The sequence below is a fragment of the Streptomyces sp. NPDC046261 genome (assembly GCF_040646235.1).
GTDB lineage: Bacteria > Actinomycetota > Actinomycetes > Streptomycetales > Streptomycetaceae > Streptomyces.
The window spans coordinates 96,433-113,364 of sequence record NZ_JBEYZU010000017.1; the positions used below are offsets into that span (position 1 = coordinate 96,433).

Annotated in this window: 17 protein-coding genes; 3 read left to right on the top strand and 14 right to left on the bottom strand. The window is 72.6% G+C overall.

Going from position 1 to position 16,932, the window contains the following annotated elements; genetic code table 11:
* Positions 1–10 precede the first annotated feature (10 nt).
* The 4 genes from pyrE to ABZ956_RS24895 all read right to left on the bottom strand — a co-directional run bounded on the left by pyrE (position 11) and on the right by ABZ956_RS24895 (position 2,923).
* Complete coding sequence (gene pyrE, locus ABZ956_RS24880; RefSeq protein ID WP_361897694.1) at positions 11–556, bottom strand: orotate phosphoribosyltransferase; 546 nt, start codon at positions 554–556, stop codon at positions 11–13.
* A gap of 4 nt (positions 557–560) precedes the next feature.
* The gene (locus ABZ956_RS24885) at positions 561–1,352 is read right to left on the bottom strand and encodes an aldose 1-epimerase (protein ID WP_361897696.1); all 792 of its coding nucleotides are present in this window, start codon (positions 1,350–1,352) and stop codon (positions 561–563) included.
* 65 nt (positions 1,353–1,417) lie between these two features.
* Positions 1,418–2,194, bottom strand: coding sequence for an SRPBCC domain-containing protein (locus ABZ956_RS24890; RefSeq protein ID WP_361897699.1), 777 nt, complete (start codon positions 2,192–2,194; stop codon positions 1,418–1,420).
* Positions 2,195–2,272: 78 nt separating this feature from the next.
* Positions 2,273–2,923: an NAD(P)H-binding protein gene (locus tag ABZ956_RS24895; protein WP_361897701.1), complete on the bottom strand. Its 651-nt coding sequence runs from the start codon at positions 2,921–2,923 to the stop codon at positions 2,273–2,275.
* A 92-nt stretch (positions 2,924–3,015) separates the two neighbouring features.
* On the opposite strand from ABZ956_RS24895, the gene ABZ956_RS24900 reads away from it, so the two are divergent.
* Positions 3,016–3,945 (top strand): AraC family transcriptional regulator, encoded by a 930-nt coding sequence (locus ABZ956_RS24900; RefSeq protein ID WP_361897704.1) that lies wholly within the window; start codon positions 3,016–3,018, stop codon positions 3,943–3,945.
* Here the strand turns inward: ABZ956_RS24900 and ABZ956_RS24905 are convergent.
* From ABZ956_RS24905 to ABZ956_RS24915, 3 genes are all read right to left on the bottom strand, one after another.
* Positions 3,933–5,450: a polyamine aminopropyltransferase gene (locus ABZ956_RS24905; protein ID WP_361897707.1), complete on the bottom strand. Its 1,518-nt coding sequence runs from the start codon at positions 5,448–5,450 to the stop codon at positions 3,933–3,935. The two genes, ABZ956_RS24900 and ABZ956_RS24905, sit on opposite strands and share 13 nt — an antisense overlap.
* A 49-nt stretch (positions 5,451–5,499) precedes the next feature.
* Positions 5,500–6,042 (bottom strand): DUF2617 family protein, encoded by a 543-nt coding sequence (locus ABZ956_RS24910; RefSeq protein WP_361897710.1) that lies wholly within the window; start codon positions 6,040–6,042, stop codon positions 5,500–5,502.
* A gap of 345 nt (positions 6,043–6,387) precedes the next feature.
* Positions 6,388–7,599, bottom strand: a complete 1,212-nt coding sequence (locus ABZ956_RS24915) for an aminotransferase class I/II-fold pyridoxal phosphate-dependent enzyme (protein WP_361897752.1) — start codon at positions 7,597–7,599, stop codon at positions 6,388–6,390.
* A 261-nt stretch (positions 7,600–7,860) separates the two neighbouring features.
* On the opposite strand from ABZ956_RS24915, the gene ABZ956_RS24920 reads away from it, so the two are divergent.
* The gene (locus ABZ956_RS24920; protein WP_361897713.1) at positions 7,861–9,087 is read left to right on the top strand and encodes a hypothetical protein; all 1,227 of its coding nucleotides are present in this window, start codon (positions 7,861–7,863) and stop codon (positions 9,085–9,087) included.
* A 15-nt stretch (positions 9,088–9,102) separates the two neighbouring features.
* On the opposite strand, the gene ABZ956_RS24925 is transcribed toward ABZ956_RS24920, so the two are convergent.
* Both ABZ956_RS24925 and clpB read right to left on the bottom strand, forming a co-directional pair.
* Complete coding sequence (locus ABZ956_RS24925) at positions 9,103–9,639, bottom strand: YbjN domain-containing protein (protein WP_361897715.1); 537 nt, start codon at positions 9,637–9,639, stop codon at positions 9,103–9,105.
* A gap of 78 nt (positions 9,640–9,717) precedes the next feature.
* On the bottom strand, positions 9,718–12,396 hold the full coding sequence (gene clpB, locus ABZ956_RS24930; RefSeq protein WP_361897718.1) for an ATP-dependent chaperone ClpB: 2,679 nt from the start codon (positions 12,394–12,396) through the stop codon (positions 9,718–9,720).
* Positions 12,397–12,595: 199 nt separating this feature from the next.
* Here clpB and ABZ956_RS24935 point away from each other — a divergent pair, with 199 nt between their 5' ends.
* A complete protein-coding gene (locus tag ABZ956_RS24935) occupies positions 12,596–13,000 on the top strand; it encodes a TIGR03618 family F420-dependent PPOX class oxidoreductase (RefSeq protein WP_361897721.1) in 405 nt (134 codons plus the stop codon).
* Positions 13,001–13,004: 4 nt separating this feature from the next.
* Here ABZ956_RS24935 and ABZ956_RS24940 read toward each other — a convergent pair whose 3' ends face one another.
* From ABZ956_RS24940 to ABZ956_RS24960, 5 genes are all read right to left on the bottom strand, one after another.
* Positions 13,005–13,952, bottom strand: coding sequence for a hypothetical protein (locus ABZ956_RS24940; RefSeq protein ID WP_361897723.1), 948 nt, complete (start codon positions 13,950–13,952; stop codon positions 13,005–13,007).
* 144 nt (positions 13,953–14,096) lie between these two features.
* The gene (locus ABZ956_RS24945; protein ID WP_071963000.1) at positions 14,097–14,561 is read right to left on the bottom strand and encodes a helix-turn-helix domain-containing protein; all 465 of its coding nucleotides are present in this window, start codon (positions 14,559–14,561) and stop codon (positions 14,097–14,099) included.
* Between the two features lie 3 nt (positions 14,562–14,564).
* Positions 14,565–15,743 (bottom strand): molecular chaperone DnaJ, encoded by a 1,179-nt coding sequence (gene dnaJ / locus ABZ956_RS24950; protein WP_361897726.1) that lies wholly within the window; start codon positions 15,741–15,743, stop codon positions 14,565–14,567.
* Between the two features lie 33 nt (positions 15,744–15,776).
* Entirely contained in the window at positions 15,777–16,433 is a 657-nt protein-coding gene (gene grpE / locus ABZ956_RS24955; RefSeq protein ID WP_361897729.1) for a nucleotide exchange factor GrpE, read from the bottom strand.
* Positions 16,430–16,932, bottom strand: a 503-nt coding sequence (locus tag ABZ956_RS24960; RefSeq protein ID WP_361897732.1) for an Hsp70 family protein, incomplete at its 5' end; no start/stop codon positions are given. The genes ABZ956_RS24960 and grpE, both read right to left, overlap by 4 nt.

The window sequence follows — 16,932 nt, forward strand, 5'->3', positions numbered from 1 at the left end:
AAACGGCAGGTCAGGACAGGCCCAGGTCCCCGAGGGAGTAACCGGTCACATAGCGCAGGCCGGCGCCCTCGATGGCCGATTCGGCACCGCGGTCGACGATCGTCGCCACCGCGACGACCTCCGCGCCCGCCTCGCGGGCCGCCTCGACGGCGGTCAGCGGGGAGCCGCCGGTGGTGGAGGTGTCCTCGACCACAAGCACGCGGCGGCCCTTGATGTCCGGGCCCTCGATGCGGCGCTGCATGCCGTGCGTCTTCTGCGCCTTGCGCACGACGAAGGCGTCCAGCTTGCGGCCGCGCGCGGCGGCGGCGTGCAGCATCGAGGTGGCCACCGGGTCGGCACCCAGGGTGAGCCCGCCCACGGCGTCGAAGTCCAGGTCCGCCGTGGCGTCCAGCATGACCTGGCCGACCAGCGGCGCCGCCTCGGCGTCCAGGGTGATCCGGCGCAGGTCGATGTAGTAGTCGGCCTCCTTGCCGGAGGAGAGGGTCACCTTGCCGTGCACCACGGCCTTGTCCTTGATCTGCTGCAGCAGGGCGTCACGCACATCGCTCATGGCCATGAGCTTAGGCCAGGGACCGCCAGGTCCACGTCGTGGAGATCTCCAGCGGATCGATCGGCGTGACCAGGCGGGGATGGGTGTTGAGCCCGTTCGGCGGACCGGACTGCGGCTCGACGCAGACCGCCTCGCTCTGCTCGTCGTAGACGACGACCCACTCGGTGCGGCTGGTGACCTTCAGCTCCAGGGCGCCGGGCCAGGTGAGCGTGACCTCCACGCCGTCGGGCATCCCGAAGCAGTCGTCCCAGGGCCCGGGGCGGGGGTCGATGCGCCGGCCGGTGGGCAGGTGGTTCTCGCCCCGCTCCTCCTGCCAGGCGGGCCGGAAGTCGATCTCCACGTCCTTGCCGGTGCCGAGGTTGCGCAGGAACCAGGGGTGCCAGCCGGCCTGTGCCGGGAAGGAGTCGGCGTAGGTCTCGACGCCCATGGTGAGGGTGAGGGAGTCGGCGTCCAGTTCGACCACCTGGGTGACGCGGCCGCTGTACGGCCAGGGGTCGGCCAGGTCGTAGGTGAACGCGGCGCTGCGCTCGTCCGCGCGCGCGGTGCGCCAGGCCGTGTCACGGCCGGTGCCGTGGATGGCGTGCGGTGCGGCGTTGAGGGGCAGTTGGTGGACCTCGCCGCCGTTGCGGAAGCGGCCGAGCTCGGTGCGGCCGCACCAGGGGACCATGGGGAAGGCGCCGTAGCGCTCGCCCTGACGCAGGAGTTCGGTCCCGCCGATCTTCAGGCTGCCGAGCCGGCAGCCATTGGTCGGGTCCACGGTCACCTCGGCGCTACCGGCGCCCAGCGTTACGTTTTCGCTCACGCTTCGACCCTACGGGCAGGGCGGCCGGTACCGCCGGATGACCGCGGGACGGACTCGACGGTGCGTCAGCGCTTGCGGCGCAGCACCCGGGTCACCACCACGGCGCCCGCCAGGGCGATGGCCGCCGCGGGGGCGGCCCAGCGCAGGACGGCCGTGCCGGAGGTGGTCTCCGGGGCGGGGACGGGGGCGTAGCGCCCCCTGGGCGGGGCGTGGTCGACCTCTTCGGCGCTGCGGCCGATCATCGTGCGGCGGGCGTGCGCGGCCTCGGCCGGGGGTTCGTCGTCGAGGGCGTCGTCCTCGAAGGCCTCGGAGTCGTCGCTGTCGGCACCGCCGGGGGCGTCGGCGGCGTCGGCGGCATCGACAGCGTCCGCCGTGGCGGGCTCGGCCGGGCCGGCGACCGGAACGGCCGCCTCGTCCTCACGGAGCTCCTCCGCCAGTGCCGCTCCGAAGCGGTCGAGGAGCCGTCGCGCGGCGGACTCGGCGGTCTTCGCGTCGAACTCCGCGAGCCGACCGGCGCCGCTGACCGTGCCCAGGCAGCTCAACCGCGTGCCGCCGGGCATCTCCTCCGGCAGCGCGCTCAGCGCGAGCGTCACCGTGCCGGTGCCCCGCGCCTCCGTGCCCTCGCCGGACAGCTCGTACGAACCGTCCCGCTCGGTCAGCCGCAGCGCCCCCCGGTAGGTGATCGTGGAACCGCCGATGCGCAGCCGCAGCCGCCCCGTCAGCGCCGCGCCGGACGAGGCGTCCTGCTGCAGGCCGGGAACACACCGGGCGACGCGGGCGGGGTCGGAGAGAACCCGCCGCACCGCACCGACGGGAAACGGAACGAACACCTCATGCTCCATAGCTAGCGAGCCTACCCACCGGCTCCCGCACGAGGCCCGTCCCGGTCGAATCCGATCGAACTTTCCGTCAGAAGACGGTCAGTAACCGACCGTGAATCGCTCACCGATGTGCTTCGGCGCCTCGATCTCGTCGACGACCGCCACCGCGTAGTCCTCGGCGGAGATCCGGCTGTTGCCCTGCGCGTCCGTGACGAGGTCGTCGAGGGCGGTGCGGTACGTCCCCGTCCGCTCGCCGGGCTGGATCTGGGCGGCGGGGCTGATGTTGGTCCAGCGGACGTCGGAGACGGTCCGGTAGTACTCCAGCGCGTCACCGTGCGCGTGCATGATCTGGAGCAGGAACTCGGGCAGGCCCTCGGCGTCCCAGACCTGCTTGCCGTCCGGCGTGCGCAGCGAGCCCGCGCCGCCGACCGCGATGAGCCTCGGGGCCGCGTCCCCGAGCCGGCGCAGCCCCAGGACCAGGGACTTCGCGGCGGGCGCGATGGTGGCGACATGGCCGGGCCCGTCCCCGCCGCCGACCGCGCTGACCAGGACGTCATGGCCGGCGGCCACGGCGGCCACCGAAGCCGCGTCGAGCACGTCGCCGCTGACGACCATGAGGCCGGGGTGCCGCTCCGTGATCTTGGACTGTTCGCGGAGGGCGGCCGTGACCTGGTGGCCGCGGTCCAGCGCCTCGCGCAGGATGCGGCTGCCGATCGTTCCGGTGGCGCCGAAGAGGGCGATCTTCGCCATGGGGTCTCCTGTTGCGTGTTGAACCGCTGTAGTACCGAGCGACCACGCTATGACCGCCACCGGGCACCGGCCAGGTAGGCTCGCGTCTCTCCATGGTGAAAAAACGACATGATGACCCGGACGGCGACAGCGGCGCGAGCCGTGGCCGCCGCGAGATCGTCGATCTCGCCTACGACGCCCCGCCCGGCACCCCGGCCGGCCTGGAGGTCCTGACCCTCGCCGCCCTGCGCGAGCGCGCCCCCGAGGGCCTGCTGAGCAGGCCGCAGCGGCTGGACTTCCACCAGATCGTCGCCGTCGACTCCGGCTCCGCCCCGCACACCGTCGACTTCACCACCCACACGCTCGACGCGGGTTCGGTGCTGTGGGTCCGGCCCGGCCAGGTCCAGCAGTACGGGGACCACTCGGGCGCCGCCGCGCCCGAGGGCACCGTCGTCCTCGTCCAGCCCGGCTTCCTGCCGCCCGGCACCGCAGTCTCCGAAGCGGCCGACGACCCCTTCCGCCCGGTGCTGTGGCGGCCGGCCGGCGGCGACCGGGAGGCCGTCTTCTGCGCCGTGCGCCATCTGGCCACCGACTTCCGCACCGGCGCCCACCTGCCCGCCGGCATCCACACGGACGTCCTGCGCCACCTGCTGTCCGTCCTGGTGCTGCGGCTGGCCCACGGCAGCGCCGAAGCGAGCGGCGCCCCCGTCCCGGGCGAGGCGTTCGTGCGCTTCCGCGCCGCCGTCGAGCGCGGCTTCGCCACCCACCACCGGGTCGCCGACTACGCCGGGGCGCTCGGTTACGCGCCCCGCACCCTCGCGCGGGCCACGATCGCGGCGACCGGGGTGGGCGCGAAGGAGTTCATCGACCGGCGGGTGACGCTGGAGGCCAAGCGGCTGCTGGCGCACAGCGACCTGCCCGCGGCCCGGATCTCCGAGCGGCTCGGCTTCGACGACGCCGCGAACTTCTCCAAGTTCTTCCGGCAGCGCACAGGACTGGCTCCCGGCGCCTTCCGCGCGTCCCTGGGCCGTCACCCCGCATAGCGGGGGTGCATCAGGGTCGACGGCAGCAGCCCCGGCGGGGCGCGCAGCTCCCGCAGGGGCGGCCCGGCGTCGGGCCGGCTCAGCCGCACCGGACCGTGGGAGGCGAGCAGGAAGCCCCAGCCCTGCCGCTGGGCGCGTGGTGCGGGCAGCGCCTGGACGGCGTAGGGCGCGGTGCGCAGCCCGACGGAGCGGACCGTGGCGTCCACGGTCCAGAAGGTGTGCGGCCGGGCGTCGGGGTCGCCGCCGTGGACCGCCATGCGCCCGCCGGGGGCCAGCGCGCGGGCCACCAGGCCGTAGAACTCCTGGGAGTACAGCTTGGTGCTGGGGGTGAGCCCGGGGTCGGGCAGGTCGGATATCACCACGTCGTACGGGCCGCCGGCCGTGCCCCGGGCCGCGCGCAGCCAGTCGAACGCGTCGCCCGCCACGACCCGTACGCGGCGGTCGCGGTAGGCGCCGTTGTTGAGGGCCGCCAGCTCCGGGTCGGTGCGGGCCAGCCGCACCACGGCGGGGTCGAGCTCGACGACGGTGACGGAGCCGACCCCGTCGTGGCGCAGCACCTCCCGCACCGCGAGGCCGTCGCCGCCGCCGAGGACGAGGACGCGCCGGTGCGGGCCGCCGGCCATGGCGGGGCGGACGAGCGCCTCGTGGTAGCGCGGTTCGTCACCGCTGAAGCGCAGCCGGCCGTCGAGGAAGAGGGAGAGGGGCCGGCCGCTCGCGCCCCCGCCGGTGAGCACGACCTCCTGGACCTCGCTGTGCACGGCGACGCGTACGTCCGCCCCGTACACGGCGTGCCGCGCGGCCCGTTCGAAGGGGCCGGTGAGCACGGAGCAGACGGCCAGCACCACCAGCACCAGGCCGTTGGCCGTCAGCAGCGTCCAGCGTGCCCGGAGGGAGAGGTCGCCGCGGAAGAGCCAGAGCACCAGCGCACCGCCGGCGACGGCGTTGACCGCGCCGGTCAGCAGGGCGCCCGTGAGCTGCCCGAGAACGGGGAGCAGCAGGAAGGGGAAGGCGAGCCCGCCGACGAGGGCGCCCACGTAGTCGGCGGCGAACAGGTCGGCGACCGCGCAGCCCGCGTCCTGGCGGCGGATGCGCTGGATGAGGGTCATCAGCAGCGGCACTTCGGCGCCGATCAGCACCCCGATCACGAGCGAGAACCCCACCAGGGCCGGGCGCGCCTGGCCGTACCAGGCGAAACAGGCGTACAGCGCCATGGCCGAGAGTCCACCGGTGAGCGCCAGCACCGCCTCGACGGCCGCGAAGCCGAGGGCCGCGCGCCTGCGCAGCCGCTTGGCGAGCAGCGAGCCGACGCCCATGGCGAAGACCATCACCGACAGGACGACGGACGCCTGGGTGACGGAGTCGCCGATCAAATAGGAGGCCAGTGCGACCAGTTCGAGCTCGTACACCAGCCCGCAGGCGGCGCAGATGAAGACCGTGGTCAGGACGAGGAGGCGGCCGAGCCCGGCCGGTACGGGCAGCCGCGCTGGTACCGGGCGGTGGACCATGCGGGAACGCTACGTCACGATCCGGTACCCCCTTGTCACCCACACGGGTCTATTGCTCACGCCTCTGGGTGACATCACAGGGGGCGGTCGCCCGCACCCCGACCCGGGTCCGGGTGGCGACCAGCCGTCCCTCCTGGGGATACGCGTGCCAGGTGCGCCAACTTATCTGGCCCTCGCGGCGCTGGGCGAGCAGCGCGGTGAAGGCGTGGGGGTCGCCTGGAAACGTTCCGGCCAGGCCCTGGGGGTGCTCCGCGACCAGCGCGAGCAGTTCCTGCGCGCGCCCCGCGAACGAGCTGCGCGAGAGGGTCTCGACGCGCGCCGCGAATTCGTACTCCCATGCGCCGACACGCTTGGCGACGCCGAGGGGCAGCGGGGTGCTGCTGCCGGGTATGCAGGCGACGGTCTCCGAACAAACCCCGCCCTCCTCTTCGAGTATGACCTGGTGGGAGGCGCCCAGCAGGCGCAGCTGCACCGCCGACTCGTCGAGCTGGAGATCGAGGACCGCCAGGGCGGGAAGGGGCTCCTTCCCCAGGCACCAGGCGAGATCGGCGGCGCGGGTATCGGTGTAGGTGGTTTTGAGGGTGGTGAGCATGGGTCGGCTCCGCGAACGAGCAGTGGAGGGTGGGCCGGCCCGCCCCGCGGAGGACCAGATTCCTTCGGGTGCGCCGGCTCATGCCCACATTTGAGCTCCTCGGTTCCGTTCCGGCGGATGCGATTCCGGGTTGCGGGGATTCCCAGGAGTTGTCTCTCAACGTGGCTCTGAATGAGAGGGAATCACGAATGAGCGGCGCCCACAGCAGTTTTACCCATCATCTGCAACTTTCCATCCACGCGGGCGCCATACAGTTCAAATGTTCAACAGACCGGCGTCCGGCGGAAGTCGAAAACCCACCGGACGCATATGCGGCTGGGCATGGGCCGCCCGCACATCCTTTGATCAAGAAGCGGCGATCAGCTTCTCGACGGCCTCCACCACGGACTTCTCCTGCCTGCAGAAGGAGAAACGCACCAGATGGGACGGGGCGTCGGGGCGCAGATGGAAGGCGGACGTCGGAATGGCCACCACCCCGGCGCGCAGCGGCAGTTCACGGCAGAATCGCACGCCGTCCGCATGCCCCCACGCGCGGATGTCCGCCTGCACGAAATAGCCCGCGTCCGCGCGATAGGGGCGCAGTCCCGCCCGCGCGAGCCCGTCGCTCAGCAGGTCGCGATTACGGCGCAGAATTCCACGGAGCTCCGTCGCCCACTCCTCCACGCCCCCCAGCGCCCGCGCGAGCGCCTCCTGGTACGGCGTGCCCGAGGCATAGGTGAGGAACTGCTTCACCGACGCCACCGCACGCACCAGGTGCGCCGGACCGCACACCCAGCCGACCTTCCAGCCGGTGACGTTGAAGGTCTTGCCGGCCGAGGAGATCGTCAGCGTCCGCTCCCGCATCCCCGGCAGGGCGGCGATCGTCCGGTGCACGGCGTCGCCGTAGACCAGGTGCTCGTACACCTCGTCCGTCACCACCGTCAGGTCGTGTTCCCGGCAGAGCGCGGCGATCGCGGCCAGCTCCGCGGCGTCGAACACCTTGCCGGTGGGGTTGTGCGGAGTGTTGAGCAGCAGGACGCGGGTACGGCCGGTCACGGCGGCGCGCAGCGCGTCCACGTCGAGCACGAAGCCCGCCCCCTCGTCCCCCTCGCCGTCGGCCCCGTTCTCGGCCAGCGGGACGGGCACCAGCGTCGCGCCCGCGAAGCGCGCGCCGGCCGGGTAGGCGTCGTAGCAGGGGTCGAAGGCGATGACCTCGTCACCGGGGTCGCACAGGCCCAGCAGCACCGCCGCCAGGGCCTCCGTCGCGCCCGTGGTGGCCAGCACCTCGCCCTGCGGCTCGTACTCCAGCCCGTAGCGGCGGCGCTGGTGCTCCGCGACGGCCTCGCGCAGCGCCGGGAAGCCGTAGGCGGGCGGGTACTGGTTGGCGCCCGCGAGCACCGCGTCGGCGACGTCGCGCAGCAGGGGGGCGGGGCTGTCCAGCTCGGGCACCCCCTGGCCCAGGTTGACCGCTCCCGTGCGCCGTGCCAGCTCGGTCATCTCGGTGAAGACCGACGCCCCCATCCCCCGCACGCGTGCCGCCGGGCTCCAGCCCGGGCCCGTGAGATCCACCGCGTCCATCGTCATGCGCGTCCCGCTTTCCCCTCGGTGCCACACCAGTTCAGGCGATCAAGCTCACGATAGGCGGGGCCCGGACGGCGGCACAGCACACGGCGGGCCCCGGTCCTCGCGGACACTCCGCCGTGCGGCCGAGCGGGTGGAAGGCGCACCGCTAACGGGCGCTCCGTCTCGCGCGCGCGGGGCATCGGCCGCATGGTCGGTATACGCCGGGATGCCGCCGGTATGCCTCCAACCGTCCGTACCAGCACCGGAGGTGCCCCCGTGTCCGCCGGCCCAGCCGTTCAGCACGACACAGCACCCGTCCGAGCACCGCAGCCGCACGGCGCCGGCCGCGCCCCCCGCCGGGCCGGCCGCACGGACCGCGTGCGCGAAGCGCTGCGACGGGCCCTGCCGGCACTGGGGCTGTACGCCGCCGCCCGGCTCAGCGGCATGACGGTGATGGCCGCGTGGGCCTGGTCCATCGGCAAGCACCCGCGCACACTGCTGGGGCACCTGTGGGACGGCATCTGGTACGCGGGCATCGCGCGCGACGGCTACGGCCTGATCCTGCCCTCGCCCACCACGCGCGGCGTGATCTTCAACGACCTGGCCTTCTTCCCGCTCTTCCCGGGCCTGGTGCGGACGGTGGCGGCCGTGCTGCCGTTCACCGTCGTCACCGCCGGGCTGCTCGTCGCCTGGGCCTCGGCCGGAGCGGCGGCCTGGGGCATCTACGCGGTCGGCGAGCGGCTGTACGGGCGGCGGGTGGGGACGCTGCTGGTGCTGCTGTGGGGGCTGTTGCCGCACGCCATCGTGCAGACCATGGCGTACACGGAGTCCCTGATGACCGCGCTGGCGGCCTGGGCCCTGTACGCGGCGATCACCGGCCGGCGGCTGTGGTCCGGGGTGCTGGCCCTGTTGGCGGGGCTCTCCCGCCCCAACGCCGTCGCCGTCGCCGCCGCCGTCTGCTGCGCGGCCGCGCTCACGCTGTGGCAGGACCGGCGCTCGCGCCGGGACTGGCGGGTATGGACGGGCGCCGCCATCGCGCCGGTGGGCTGGGCCGGCTACGTCGTCTGGGCCGGCTTCCGCTCGGGGGGCGGGCCGCTGGGCTACTTCGAGGTGCAGCGGCTGTGGGGCTCGCGCTTCGACTTCGGAAGGGACGCCTTCCGGTTCATCCGGCACCTGATCGTCGCGCGCGACTACATGGCGTACTACATGGCCGCGGCGATCCTCGCCGTCGCCCTGGTCGCGCTGGTGTACCTGGCCCTGGACCGGCCCCCCGCGGCACTGCTGGTCTACGTCCTGGTGCTGACCGTCATCGCGGTCGGCGGCTCCAGCTACTTCGCGTCCAAGCCGCGCTTCCTGCTGCCGGCCTTCCCGCTGCTGCTGCCGGCGGCCCTGGCCATGGCGAAAGCCCGGCCCCGCACCATCGCCATGACGGCGGGCGCGCTGGCCGGGCTGTCGTTCTTCTACGGGACGTACCTGCTGGCCGTGGCCAGGGTCCCGATGTGACGGGCCGCTACGGCCCTACGCCTCGGCGTCCGGCTTGTCGTCACCGTCGGACTCGACATCGGCCTCCAGGCCGAGCTGCTCGACGAGCCACTTGTCGAACTCGATCGAGGCCCGCACCCAGCTGACCGTGCTGGAGACGAAGTGCTCCAGCGCGACGCCGACGCCGATCAGCATCTGCGCCTCGCCGATGAGACGGACGGTGCCGTCGTCGTGGGTGTGCGTGTAGACCTTGGGCCACAGCGTGCGACGGTTCCAGTCGTCGATGACCTCAAGGAGCCTGGGCTTCTCCTCGATGCCGTGCGGCCGGTCGTAGAACGTGCGCACGGAGAAGACCTGCTGCTCCTCCTCGCCCCGGAACATGAAGTACGTGCGGAACTGCTCCCACGGCGCGGCGAGGTCACCCTCGTCGTCGACGACGTACTTCAGCTCCATCTGCTCCAGGAGCTGCTTGACCAGGTCCTGGTCGGGGATGACGGGGCCTGTCGGGCCCGCCTCAGGCTGCGGTTCGGGCTGGCCCCCGAAATTAGGAATCGAGGACGGGTCGATGCTCACCGTTTTCTTCCCTTCGTACGGTCTCCCGCCATCCTCCCCCATCCCGGGCGGGCGCTGGTACCCCCGCCGGGCCGGATGTCACAGGGATTTCGCTGCTGCCCCCTTACCAACAGGCGAAACAATGAGCCCGCCAGCCCCGTCAGTCCCGTCGGCCCCGTCCGCGACATCGACGCGGACCGTGTCGCCGTCGCGGATCTCACCGGCGAGGATGGCCCGGGCGAGCTGGTCGCCGATGGCGGTCTGGACCAGCCGGCGCAGCGGCCGGGCACCGTAGGCCAGGTCGGGCGGGGTGCCGCCCTCCTCCTGCGGCGCGTGGCCCAGCCGGGCCAGCCAGCGCAGGGCGTCGTCGCCCACGTCCAGGGTGAGCCGGCGGTCGGCGAGGCGGCGCTGCAGATGACCGATCTGGATCTGGGCGATCCGCTCCAGCTGGCCCGTGCCGAGGGGGTGGAAGACGACGGTGTCGTCGAGCCGGTTGAGGAACTCGGGCCGGAAGGAGGCGCGGACGGTCTCCAGCACCTTCTCCTTCTTCCGCTCCTCGTCCAGCTGCGGATCCACCAGATAGGTGGATCCGAGGTTCGAGGTGAGGATGAGGATGGTGTTGCGGAAGTCCACCGTCCGTCCATGGCCGTCCGTGAGCCGGCCGTCGTCGAGGACCTGGAGCAGGATGTCGAAGACCTCGTGGTGGGCCTTCTCCACCTCGTCCAGCAGGACCACGGTGTACGGGCGCCGGCGCACGGCCTCGGTCAGCTGGCCGCCCTCCTCGTAGCCGACGTAGCCGGGCGGGGCGCCGACCAGGCGGGCGACGGAGTGCTTCTCGCCGTACTCGCTCATGTCGATGCGGACCATCGCCCGCTCGTCGTCGAAGAGGAACTCCGCGAGCGCCTTGGCCAGCTCGGTCTTGCCGACGCCGGTCGGGCCGAGGAAGAGGAACGAGCCGGTCGGCCGGTCGGGGTCGGCGATGCCGGCCCGGCTGCGCCGCACGGCGTCGGACACCGCGCGGACGGCCTCGGCCTGCCCGATCAGCCGCTTGCCGAGCTCGTCCTCCATGCGCAGCAGCTTCTGCGTCTCGCCCTCGAGCAGGCGGCCGGCCGGGATGCCGGTCCAGGAGGCGACGACGTCGGCGATGTCGTCCGGGCCGACCTCCTCCTTGACCATGAGGTCCTTGGCCGAGGCCTCCTGTTCCGCCTCGGCCTCCGCCTCGGCGGCCTCCTCCAGCTCCCGCTCCACGGCGGGGATCTCGCCGTAGAGCAGCTTGGAGGCGGTGTCGAAGTCGCCGTCGCGCTGGGCGCGCTCGGCGTGCACCCGCAGCTCGTCGAGGCGCTCCTTGAGCTCACCGACCCGGTTGAGGGACTGCTTCTCCTTCTCCCAGCGCGCGGTCAGGCCCCGCAGCTCCTCCTCCTTGTCGGCGAGGTCGCGGCGCAGCTTGGCCAGGCGCTCCTTGCTGGCCGCGTCCGACTCGTTCCGGAGGGCGAGCTCCTCCATCTTCAGCCGGTCGACGGCGCGCTGCAGCTCGTCGATCTCGACGGGCGAGGAGTCGATCTCCATGCGCAGCCGGGACGCGGCCTCGTCCACGAGGTCGATGGCCTTGTCGGGCAGGAAGCGGGAGGTGATGTAGCGGTCGGACAGGGTCGCGGCGGCGACCAGCGCCGAGTCCGCGATCTGCACCTTGTGGTGCGCCTCGTAGCGGCCCTTGAGGCCGCGCAGGATCGCGATCGAGTCCTCGACGGAGGGCTCGGCGACCAGCACCTGCTGGAAGCGGCGCTCCAGCGCCGGGTCCTTCTCGATGCGCTCGCGGTACTCGTCGAGCGTGGTCGCGCCGACCATGCGCAGCTCGCCGCGGGCGAGCATGGGCTTGAGCATGTTCCCCGCGTCCATGGCGGAGTCGCCGCCGGCGCCCGCCCCGACCACGGTGTGCAGCTCGTCGATGAACGTGATGATCTGGCCCTCGCTGGACTTGATCTCCGCGAGGACGGTCTTGAGCCGCTCCTCGAACTCGCCGCGGTACTTCGCGCCGGCCACCATCGCGCCCAGGTCGAGCGCGACGAGCCGCTTGTTCTTCAGCGACTCCGGCACGTCGCCCTTCACTATCCGCTGGGCGAGCCCCTCGACGACGGCCGTCTTGCCGACGCCGGGCTCACCGATGAGGACGGGGTTGTTCTTGGTGCGGCGCGAGAGCACCTGCACCACGCGCCGGATCTCGTGGTCGCGGCCGATGACGGGGTCGAGCTTGCCGTCCCGCGCGGCGGCCGTGAAGTCCGTGCCGAACTTCTCCAGCGCCTTGTACGTACCCTCCGGGTCCGCGGTGGTCACCCGCTGTCCGCCCCTCGCGCTCTCGAACGCGGCCAGCAGCTTCCCGGCCGACGCTCCCTGTTGTTCCAGCAGCTCGCCGACGCGCCCGCCCTTGGCGGCCAGGCCGACGAGCAGGTGCTCGGTGGAGATGTACTCGTCGCCGAGCTCGCGCGCCCGCTCCGCCGCGTCCGCGAGCGCCGCCAGCAGCTCGCGGTTGGGCTGCGGCGGTGCCACGGTGGAGCCCTGCACGCTGGGCAGGCCCGCGAGCTGCCGCTCGGCACCCGACCGCAGCGCCGCCGCGTCGGCCTCCACGGCCGCCAGCAGGTCCATCACGTTCTCGTTCTCCTGCCCGGCGAGCAGGGCCAGCAGCAGGTGCGCGGGCGTCATGTCGGCATGCCCGGCCGTCACGGCCCGGTCGTTGGCGGCGCTGAGCGCCTCCCGGCTCTTGTTGGTCAGCTCGGCGTCCACGACCTGCGCTCCTCCTTGTGCTCGTTGGTACCCACGTCGGTCCTGCCTTGGGCAACGTGCGATAAGTTGAGTCTATTCCACTCAACCCTGTCCTCGCCAGCACTCCCTTGTCCCCTGATCGGCGTACAGGCCCGGCCCGACCAGGCGGAGTGGGTGGTACCGCCCCGTCGCGACCACGCCCTCGCCTAACCTGACCGTCATGGCGATCGACCTCCGCGACCCCGATCCCGCCTACGTCAGCTTCTGGCGCGAGCGGCACGTCTGCACCCTGACCACCCTCCGCCCGGACGGCTCCCCGCACGTCGTCCCCGTCGGCGTCACCTTCGACCCCGCCTCCGGCATCGCCCGCGTCATCACCAACAAGAGCAGCCGCAAGGTCGCCAACGTGCAGGCGGCGGGGCAGGACGGCGCACGGGTGGCCGTCTGCCAGATGGAGGGCAAGCGCTGGGCCTCCCTCGAGGGCCGCGCCGTCGTGCGCACCGAGGCCGACGTCGTGGCCGACGCCGTCACCCGCTACGCCGAGCGGTACCACCGCACGCCCAGCCCCAACCCCGACCGCGTCGTCATCGAGATCACGGTGACGCGGGCCCTGGGCCGCGGCTGAGCCGTCAGGCCAGCGCGTCGCGGATGTCGCGGATCATCATCGCCGGGCGGTGCCGGACGTCGGCCGAGGTGAACCGCAGGATGCGGCGGACCTCCCGGCACGCCGCCAGGTCGTTGAACCGTATGACGTCGCGCTGGTGCTGCGCCCTGGTGCCGTGCCAGGTGTATCCCTCGGTCTCCACGGCCAGCCCCTGCGGGCGGAAGAGGAAGTCGGGGTAGACCCGGCGGCCGGTCGCGGGCACCACGAGCATCACCTGGGTCTCGGGGTGGAGCCCGGCGTCGTTCATCCGCAGCCGGGCGAGCGTCTCGGCGGGTGAGCCGGAGCGGGGGTCGGCCATGGCCAGCCACCATGCGGCGGTTCCGGCGCCGCGCAGGGACGGGGCACGGGTCAGGGCGCGGCCGATGTCGTCGAGCGTGGTCAGCGGCCGGCCACGCGAACCCGGTGGCCCGCTCCCCCGGCCGTGCCGCCAGCTCAGGGCCGAGTCGACGGCCACCAGCGCCTCGTCCCGCGGGCCCGCCCGCAGCAGATCCGCCATCGTCCGGGCCACGGTGGTCACCCTCAGCCCGGCCACGACGGTCACCTCGCCCGGCGCGAGCGGCAGCCTGTGCAGCGTCGCCCCCTTGACGGCCGCGCTGCCTGGGCAGATGAAGTCGGGAACGGCAGCGGGGTGCTCGCCGGGCGGTCCGGCCTCGACACCGTGCAGCATCGCAGCCGACCAGTGGCTCACCACCAGCTCCGGGCGCAGCAGCTGATGCGTCCACAGCAGCTCCGCCCAACCCGCCTCCCGCCCCGGCACGAGCCACGCCCCGGGCCGGATCCGCGTCCATCCCTCCGCCGTCAGGAACCGGCTCAGCCGACCCCGCGTCCACCCTCCGGCCAGCGCCTGCGCCGTGAGCACCACCCCGCCCTGGGCATCGGCCCGGGCCCGCAATGAAGTCTCGTCCCCCGTCATGCTCCGAGTGTCCCGGACGCAGCGTCACCACACCACCCCTGTGGATAACTCTCCGTAATCGGCTCGGGGAAGCAATTGGGGAAGCAATGGGGAAGCAAAAGGCCGGGAGAGCGACGCGCTCTCCCGGCCCTTTCGCTGTTCGGATCAGCGCTCCCGCGGATCCCGCCGCGGGCGCCACACCACCAGGGCGCTGGCCTGCTGGACGTCCTGGTAGGGGACCAGGTCGCGGCGGTAGGAGGCGTGGACGGCCGCCTCCGCCTGCTGCATGGCCGTGGCCGCGCCCTCGACCGTCGCCTGGAGCTCGGCGACGCGCGCCTTGAGCGCGGCCACCTGGTTCTCCAGCTCGATGATGCGCTTGATGCCGGCCAGGTTGATGCCCTCGTCCTGGCTGAGCTGCTGCACCTGGCGCAGCAGCTCGATGTCGCGCGCGGAGTAGCGGCGACCGCGGCCGGCCGTGCGGTCGGGAGAGACCAGGCCGAGGCGGTCGTACTGCCGCAGCGTCTGCGGGTGCAGACCCGAGAGCTGAGCGGCGACGGAGATGACGTAGACCGGCGACTCGTCGGTCAGTTCATACGGATATGGATTACGTCGGCGGCCGGTCCCTTCCATGGGTCATGCTCCCTTCGCGGCCTGGAACAGCTCCGCTCGCGGATCCTCGTCCGCGGTGGCGTCGCGGTAGGTCTCAAGAGCCTCCCGCGCCTTGTCACCGAGGTTCTTGGGCACGGACACCTCGACGGTGACCAGGAGGTCGCCGCGGGTGCCGTCCTTGCGGACCGCGCCCTTGCCCCGGGCGCGCATGGTACGGCCGTTGGGCGTGCCCGCGGGCAGCTTCAGGGTGACCGGCGGGCCGCCGAGCGTGGGCACCTTCACCTCGCCACCGAGCGCCGCCTCCGCGAAGGTGACGGGGACGGTGACGGTGAGGTTGTCGTCCTTGCGCCCGAACACCGGGTGCGTGCCGACGTGCACGACGACGTACAGGTCGCCGCTGGGGCCGCCGCGCTCGCCCGGGGCGCCCTTGCCGCGCAACCGGATCCGCTGGCCGTCGGAGACTCCGGCGGGGATGCGGACCTGCATCGTGCGGGAGGACTTGGCGCGCCCGCTGCCGTGGCAGACGTCGCAGGGGTTCTCAGGGATCAGCCCGCGGCCCTTGCAGTCGGGGCAGGGGTCGGTCAGGGAGAACCCGCCGCCCGTGCCGCGCGACACCTGGCCGGTGCCGACGCAGGTCGGGCAGACCCTGGGCGTACCGTTTTTGTCGCCCGTGCCGGAGCAGCTCTTGCACGCCGCCGAGGAGGACATCCGCAGGGGGACCGTGGCCCCCTCCACCGCCTCGGTGAAGTTGAGCGTCACCTCGGACTCGATGTCCTGGCCGCGGCGCGGCTGGGTGCGCGTGCTCGTACCGCCCCGGTTGAAGAGGCCGCCGAAGACGTCGCCCAGGCCGCCCCCGAAACCGCCGGCACCGGCGCCGCCACCGCCCTGGGCGCCCCCGAAGAGGTCACCCAGGTCGAAGTTGAACGAGCCGCCGCCGCCCGGCCCGGGGCGGAAGCCTCCGTTGCCGAACAGGGCGCGCGCCTCGTCGTACTCCTTGCGGCGCTTGGCGTCGGCGAGGACGTCGTTCGCCTCGGAGATCTCCTTGAAGCGCTCCTCGGCCGAGGCGTCGCCCTTGTTGGCGTCCGGGTGGTACTCGCGGGCGAGCTTCCGGTACGCCTTCTTGATCTCCGCCTCGGTGGCGTCCTTGGGGACGCCGAGGACCTTGTAGAGGTCCTTCTCCAGCAAGTCCCTGCTCAGGCTCATCCCCGACGTCCCTCCTTCCGGTCACCCATGGCGTCAGCCCTCGTCCGGGCCACCGCTCTCCTCGTCCGACGCCTCGTCGGCCTTCGGGCTCGCGCCCGGCTGCGGCTCGGCGACCGCGACCCGCGCGGGGCGGATCGTGCGCTCGCCGATCCGATACCCCGGCTGCAGAATCTGCACGCACGTGGTCTCGGTGACGTCGGGCGCGTAGCTGTGCATCAGCGCCTCGTGCACCAGCGGGTCGAAGGGCTCGCCCTCCTTGCCGAACTGCTGCAGGCCCATCTTGGACACGACCGTCTCCAGCGACTCGGCGACGGACTTGAAGCCGCCGACGAGCTCGCCGTGGTCACGGGCGCGACCGATGTCGTCGAGCGTCGGGAGGAGCTCGGACAGGAGGTTCGCGATGGCGATCTCCTTGACCGTGGCCCGGTCCCGCTCCACGCGGCGACGGTAGTTCTGGTACTCGGCCTGGAGCCGCTGGAGGTCCCCGGTGCGCTCGTTGAGCGCGGCCTGGGCCTGGTCCAGCTGTGCCTGGAGGCCTACCTCGACCAGCTCTTCGCCGGGCGCGGCCGGGCCGGCCGGACCCGCCTTGTCGGCGGATCCGGCGGCCTGCGCCGCGTCATCGGGGGTGGTGGCGTCGGAGGGGCCTTCAGGCTTCTCGTTCTCGTTGAAGCCCGGGGTCTCCTCCGTCACGCCGACGCACCGCCCTTCGGCTTCTCGTCGTCCACGATCTCGGCGTCGACGACGTCGTCCTCGGCCTTCGGCGCGCCGGCGCCGGCACCCTCGGCGCCCGCGGCGGCCTGCGCGGCCTGGGCGTCGGCGTACATGGCCTGGCCGAGCTTCTGGCTGACCGCGGCGACCTTCTCGGTCGCGGTGCGGATCTCGGCCGTGTCCTCGCCCTTGAGCTTCTCCTTCAGCTCGGACACCGCGGTCTCGACCTCGGTCTTGACCTCGGCCGGAACCTTGTCCTCGTTGTCCTTGAGGAACTTCTCCGTCTGGTAGACGAGCTGCTCACCCTGGTTGCGGGTCTCGGCGGCCTCGCGGCGGCGGTGGTCCTCCTCCGCGTACTGCTCGGCCTCCTGGCGCATGCGGTCGACCTCGTCCTTGGCGAGCGAGGAGCCGCCGGTGACGGTCATCTTCTGCTCCTTGCCCGTGCCCAGGTCCTTCGCGGTCACGTGCATGATGCCGTTGG

Coding starts and splice junctions, on each gene's coding strand:
- ABZ956_RS24910 (WP_361897710.1), bottom strand. CDS start 6,042: ATGCTCACCACCCTCAAAACCACCTACACCGATACCCGCGCCGCCGAT.
- ABZ956_RS24940 (WP_361897723.1), bottom strand. CDS start 13,952: ATGACGGGGGACGAGACTTCATTGCGGGCCCGGGCCGATGCCCAGGGC.
- pyrE (WP_361897694.1), bottom strand. CDS start 556: ATGGCCATGAGCGATGTGCGTGACGCCCTGCTGCAGCAGATCAAGGAC.
- ABZ956_RS24895 (WP_361897701.1), bottom strand. CDS start 2,923: ATGGCGAAGATCGCCCTCTTCGGCGCCACCGGAACGATCGGCAGCCGC.
- ABZ956_RS24900 (WP_361897704.1), top strand. CDS start 3,016: ATGGTGAAAAAACGACATGATGACCCGGACGGCGACAGCGGCGCGAGC.
- ABZ956_RS24945 (WP_071963000.1), bottom strand. CDS start 14,561: ATGGAAGGGACCGGCCGCCGACGTAATCCATATCCGTATGAACTGACC.
- ABZ956_RS24905 (WP_361897707.1), bottom strand. CDS start 5,450: ATGGTCCACCGCCCGGTACCAGCGCGGCTGCCCGTACCGGCCGGGCTC.
- ABZ956_RS24915 (WP_361897752.1), bottom strand. CDS start 7,599: ATGGACGCGGTGGATCTCACGGGCCCGGGCTGGAGCCCGGCGGCACGC.
- ABZ956_RS24935 (WP_361897721.1), top strand. CDS start 12,596: ATGGCGATCGACCTCCGCGACCCCGATCCCGCCTACGTCAGCTTCTGG.
- dnaJ (WP_361897726.1), bottom strand. CDS start 15,743: ATGAGCCTGAGCAGGGACTTGCTGGAGAAGGACCTCTACAAGGTCCTC.
- ABZ956_RS24890 (WP_361897699.1), bottom strand. CDS start 2,194: ATGGAGCATGAGGTGTTCGTTCCGTTTCCCGTCGGTGCGGTGCGGCGG.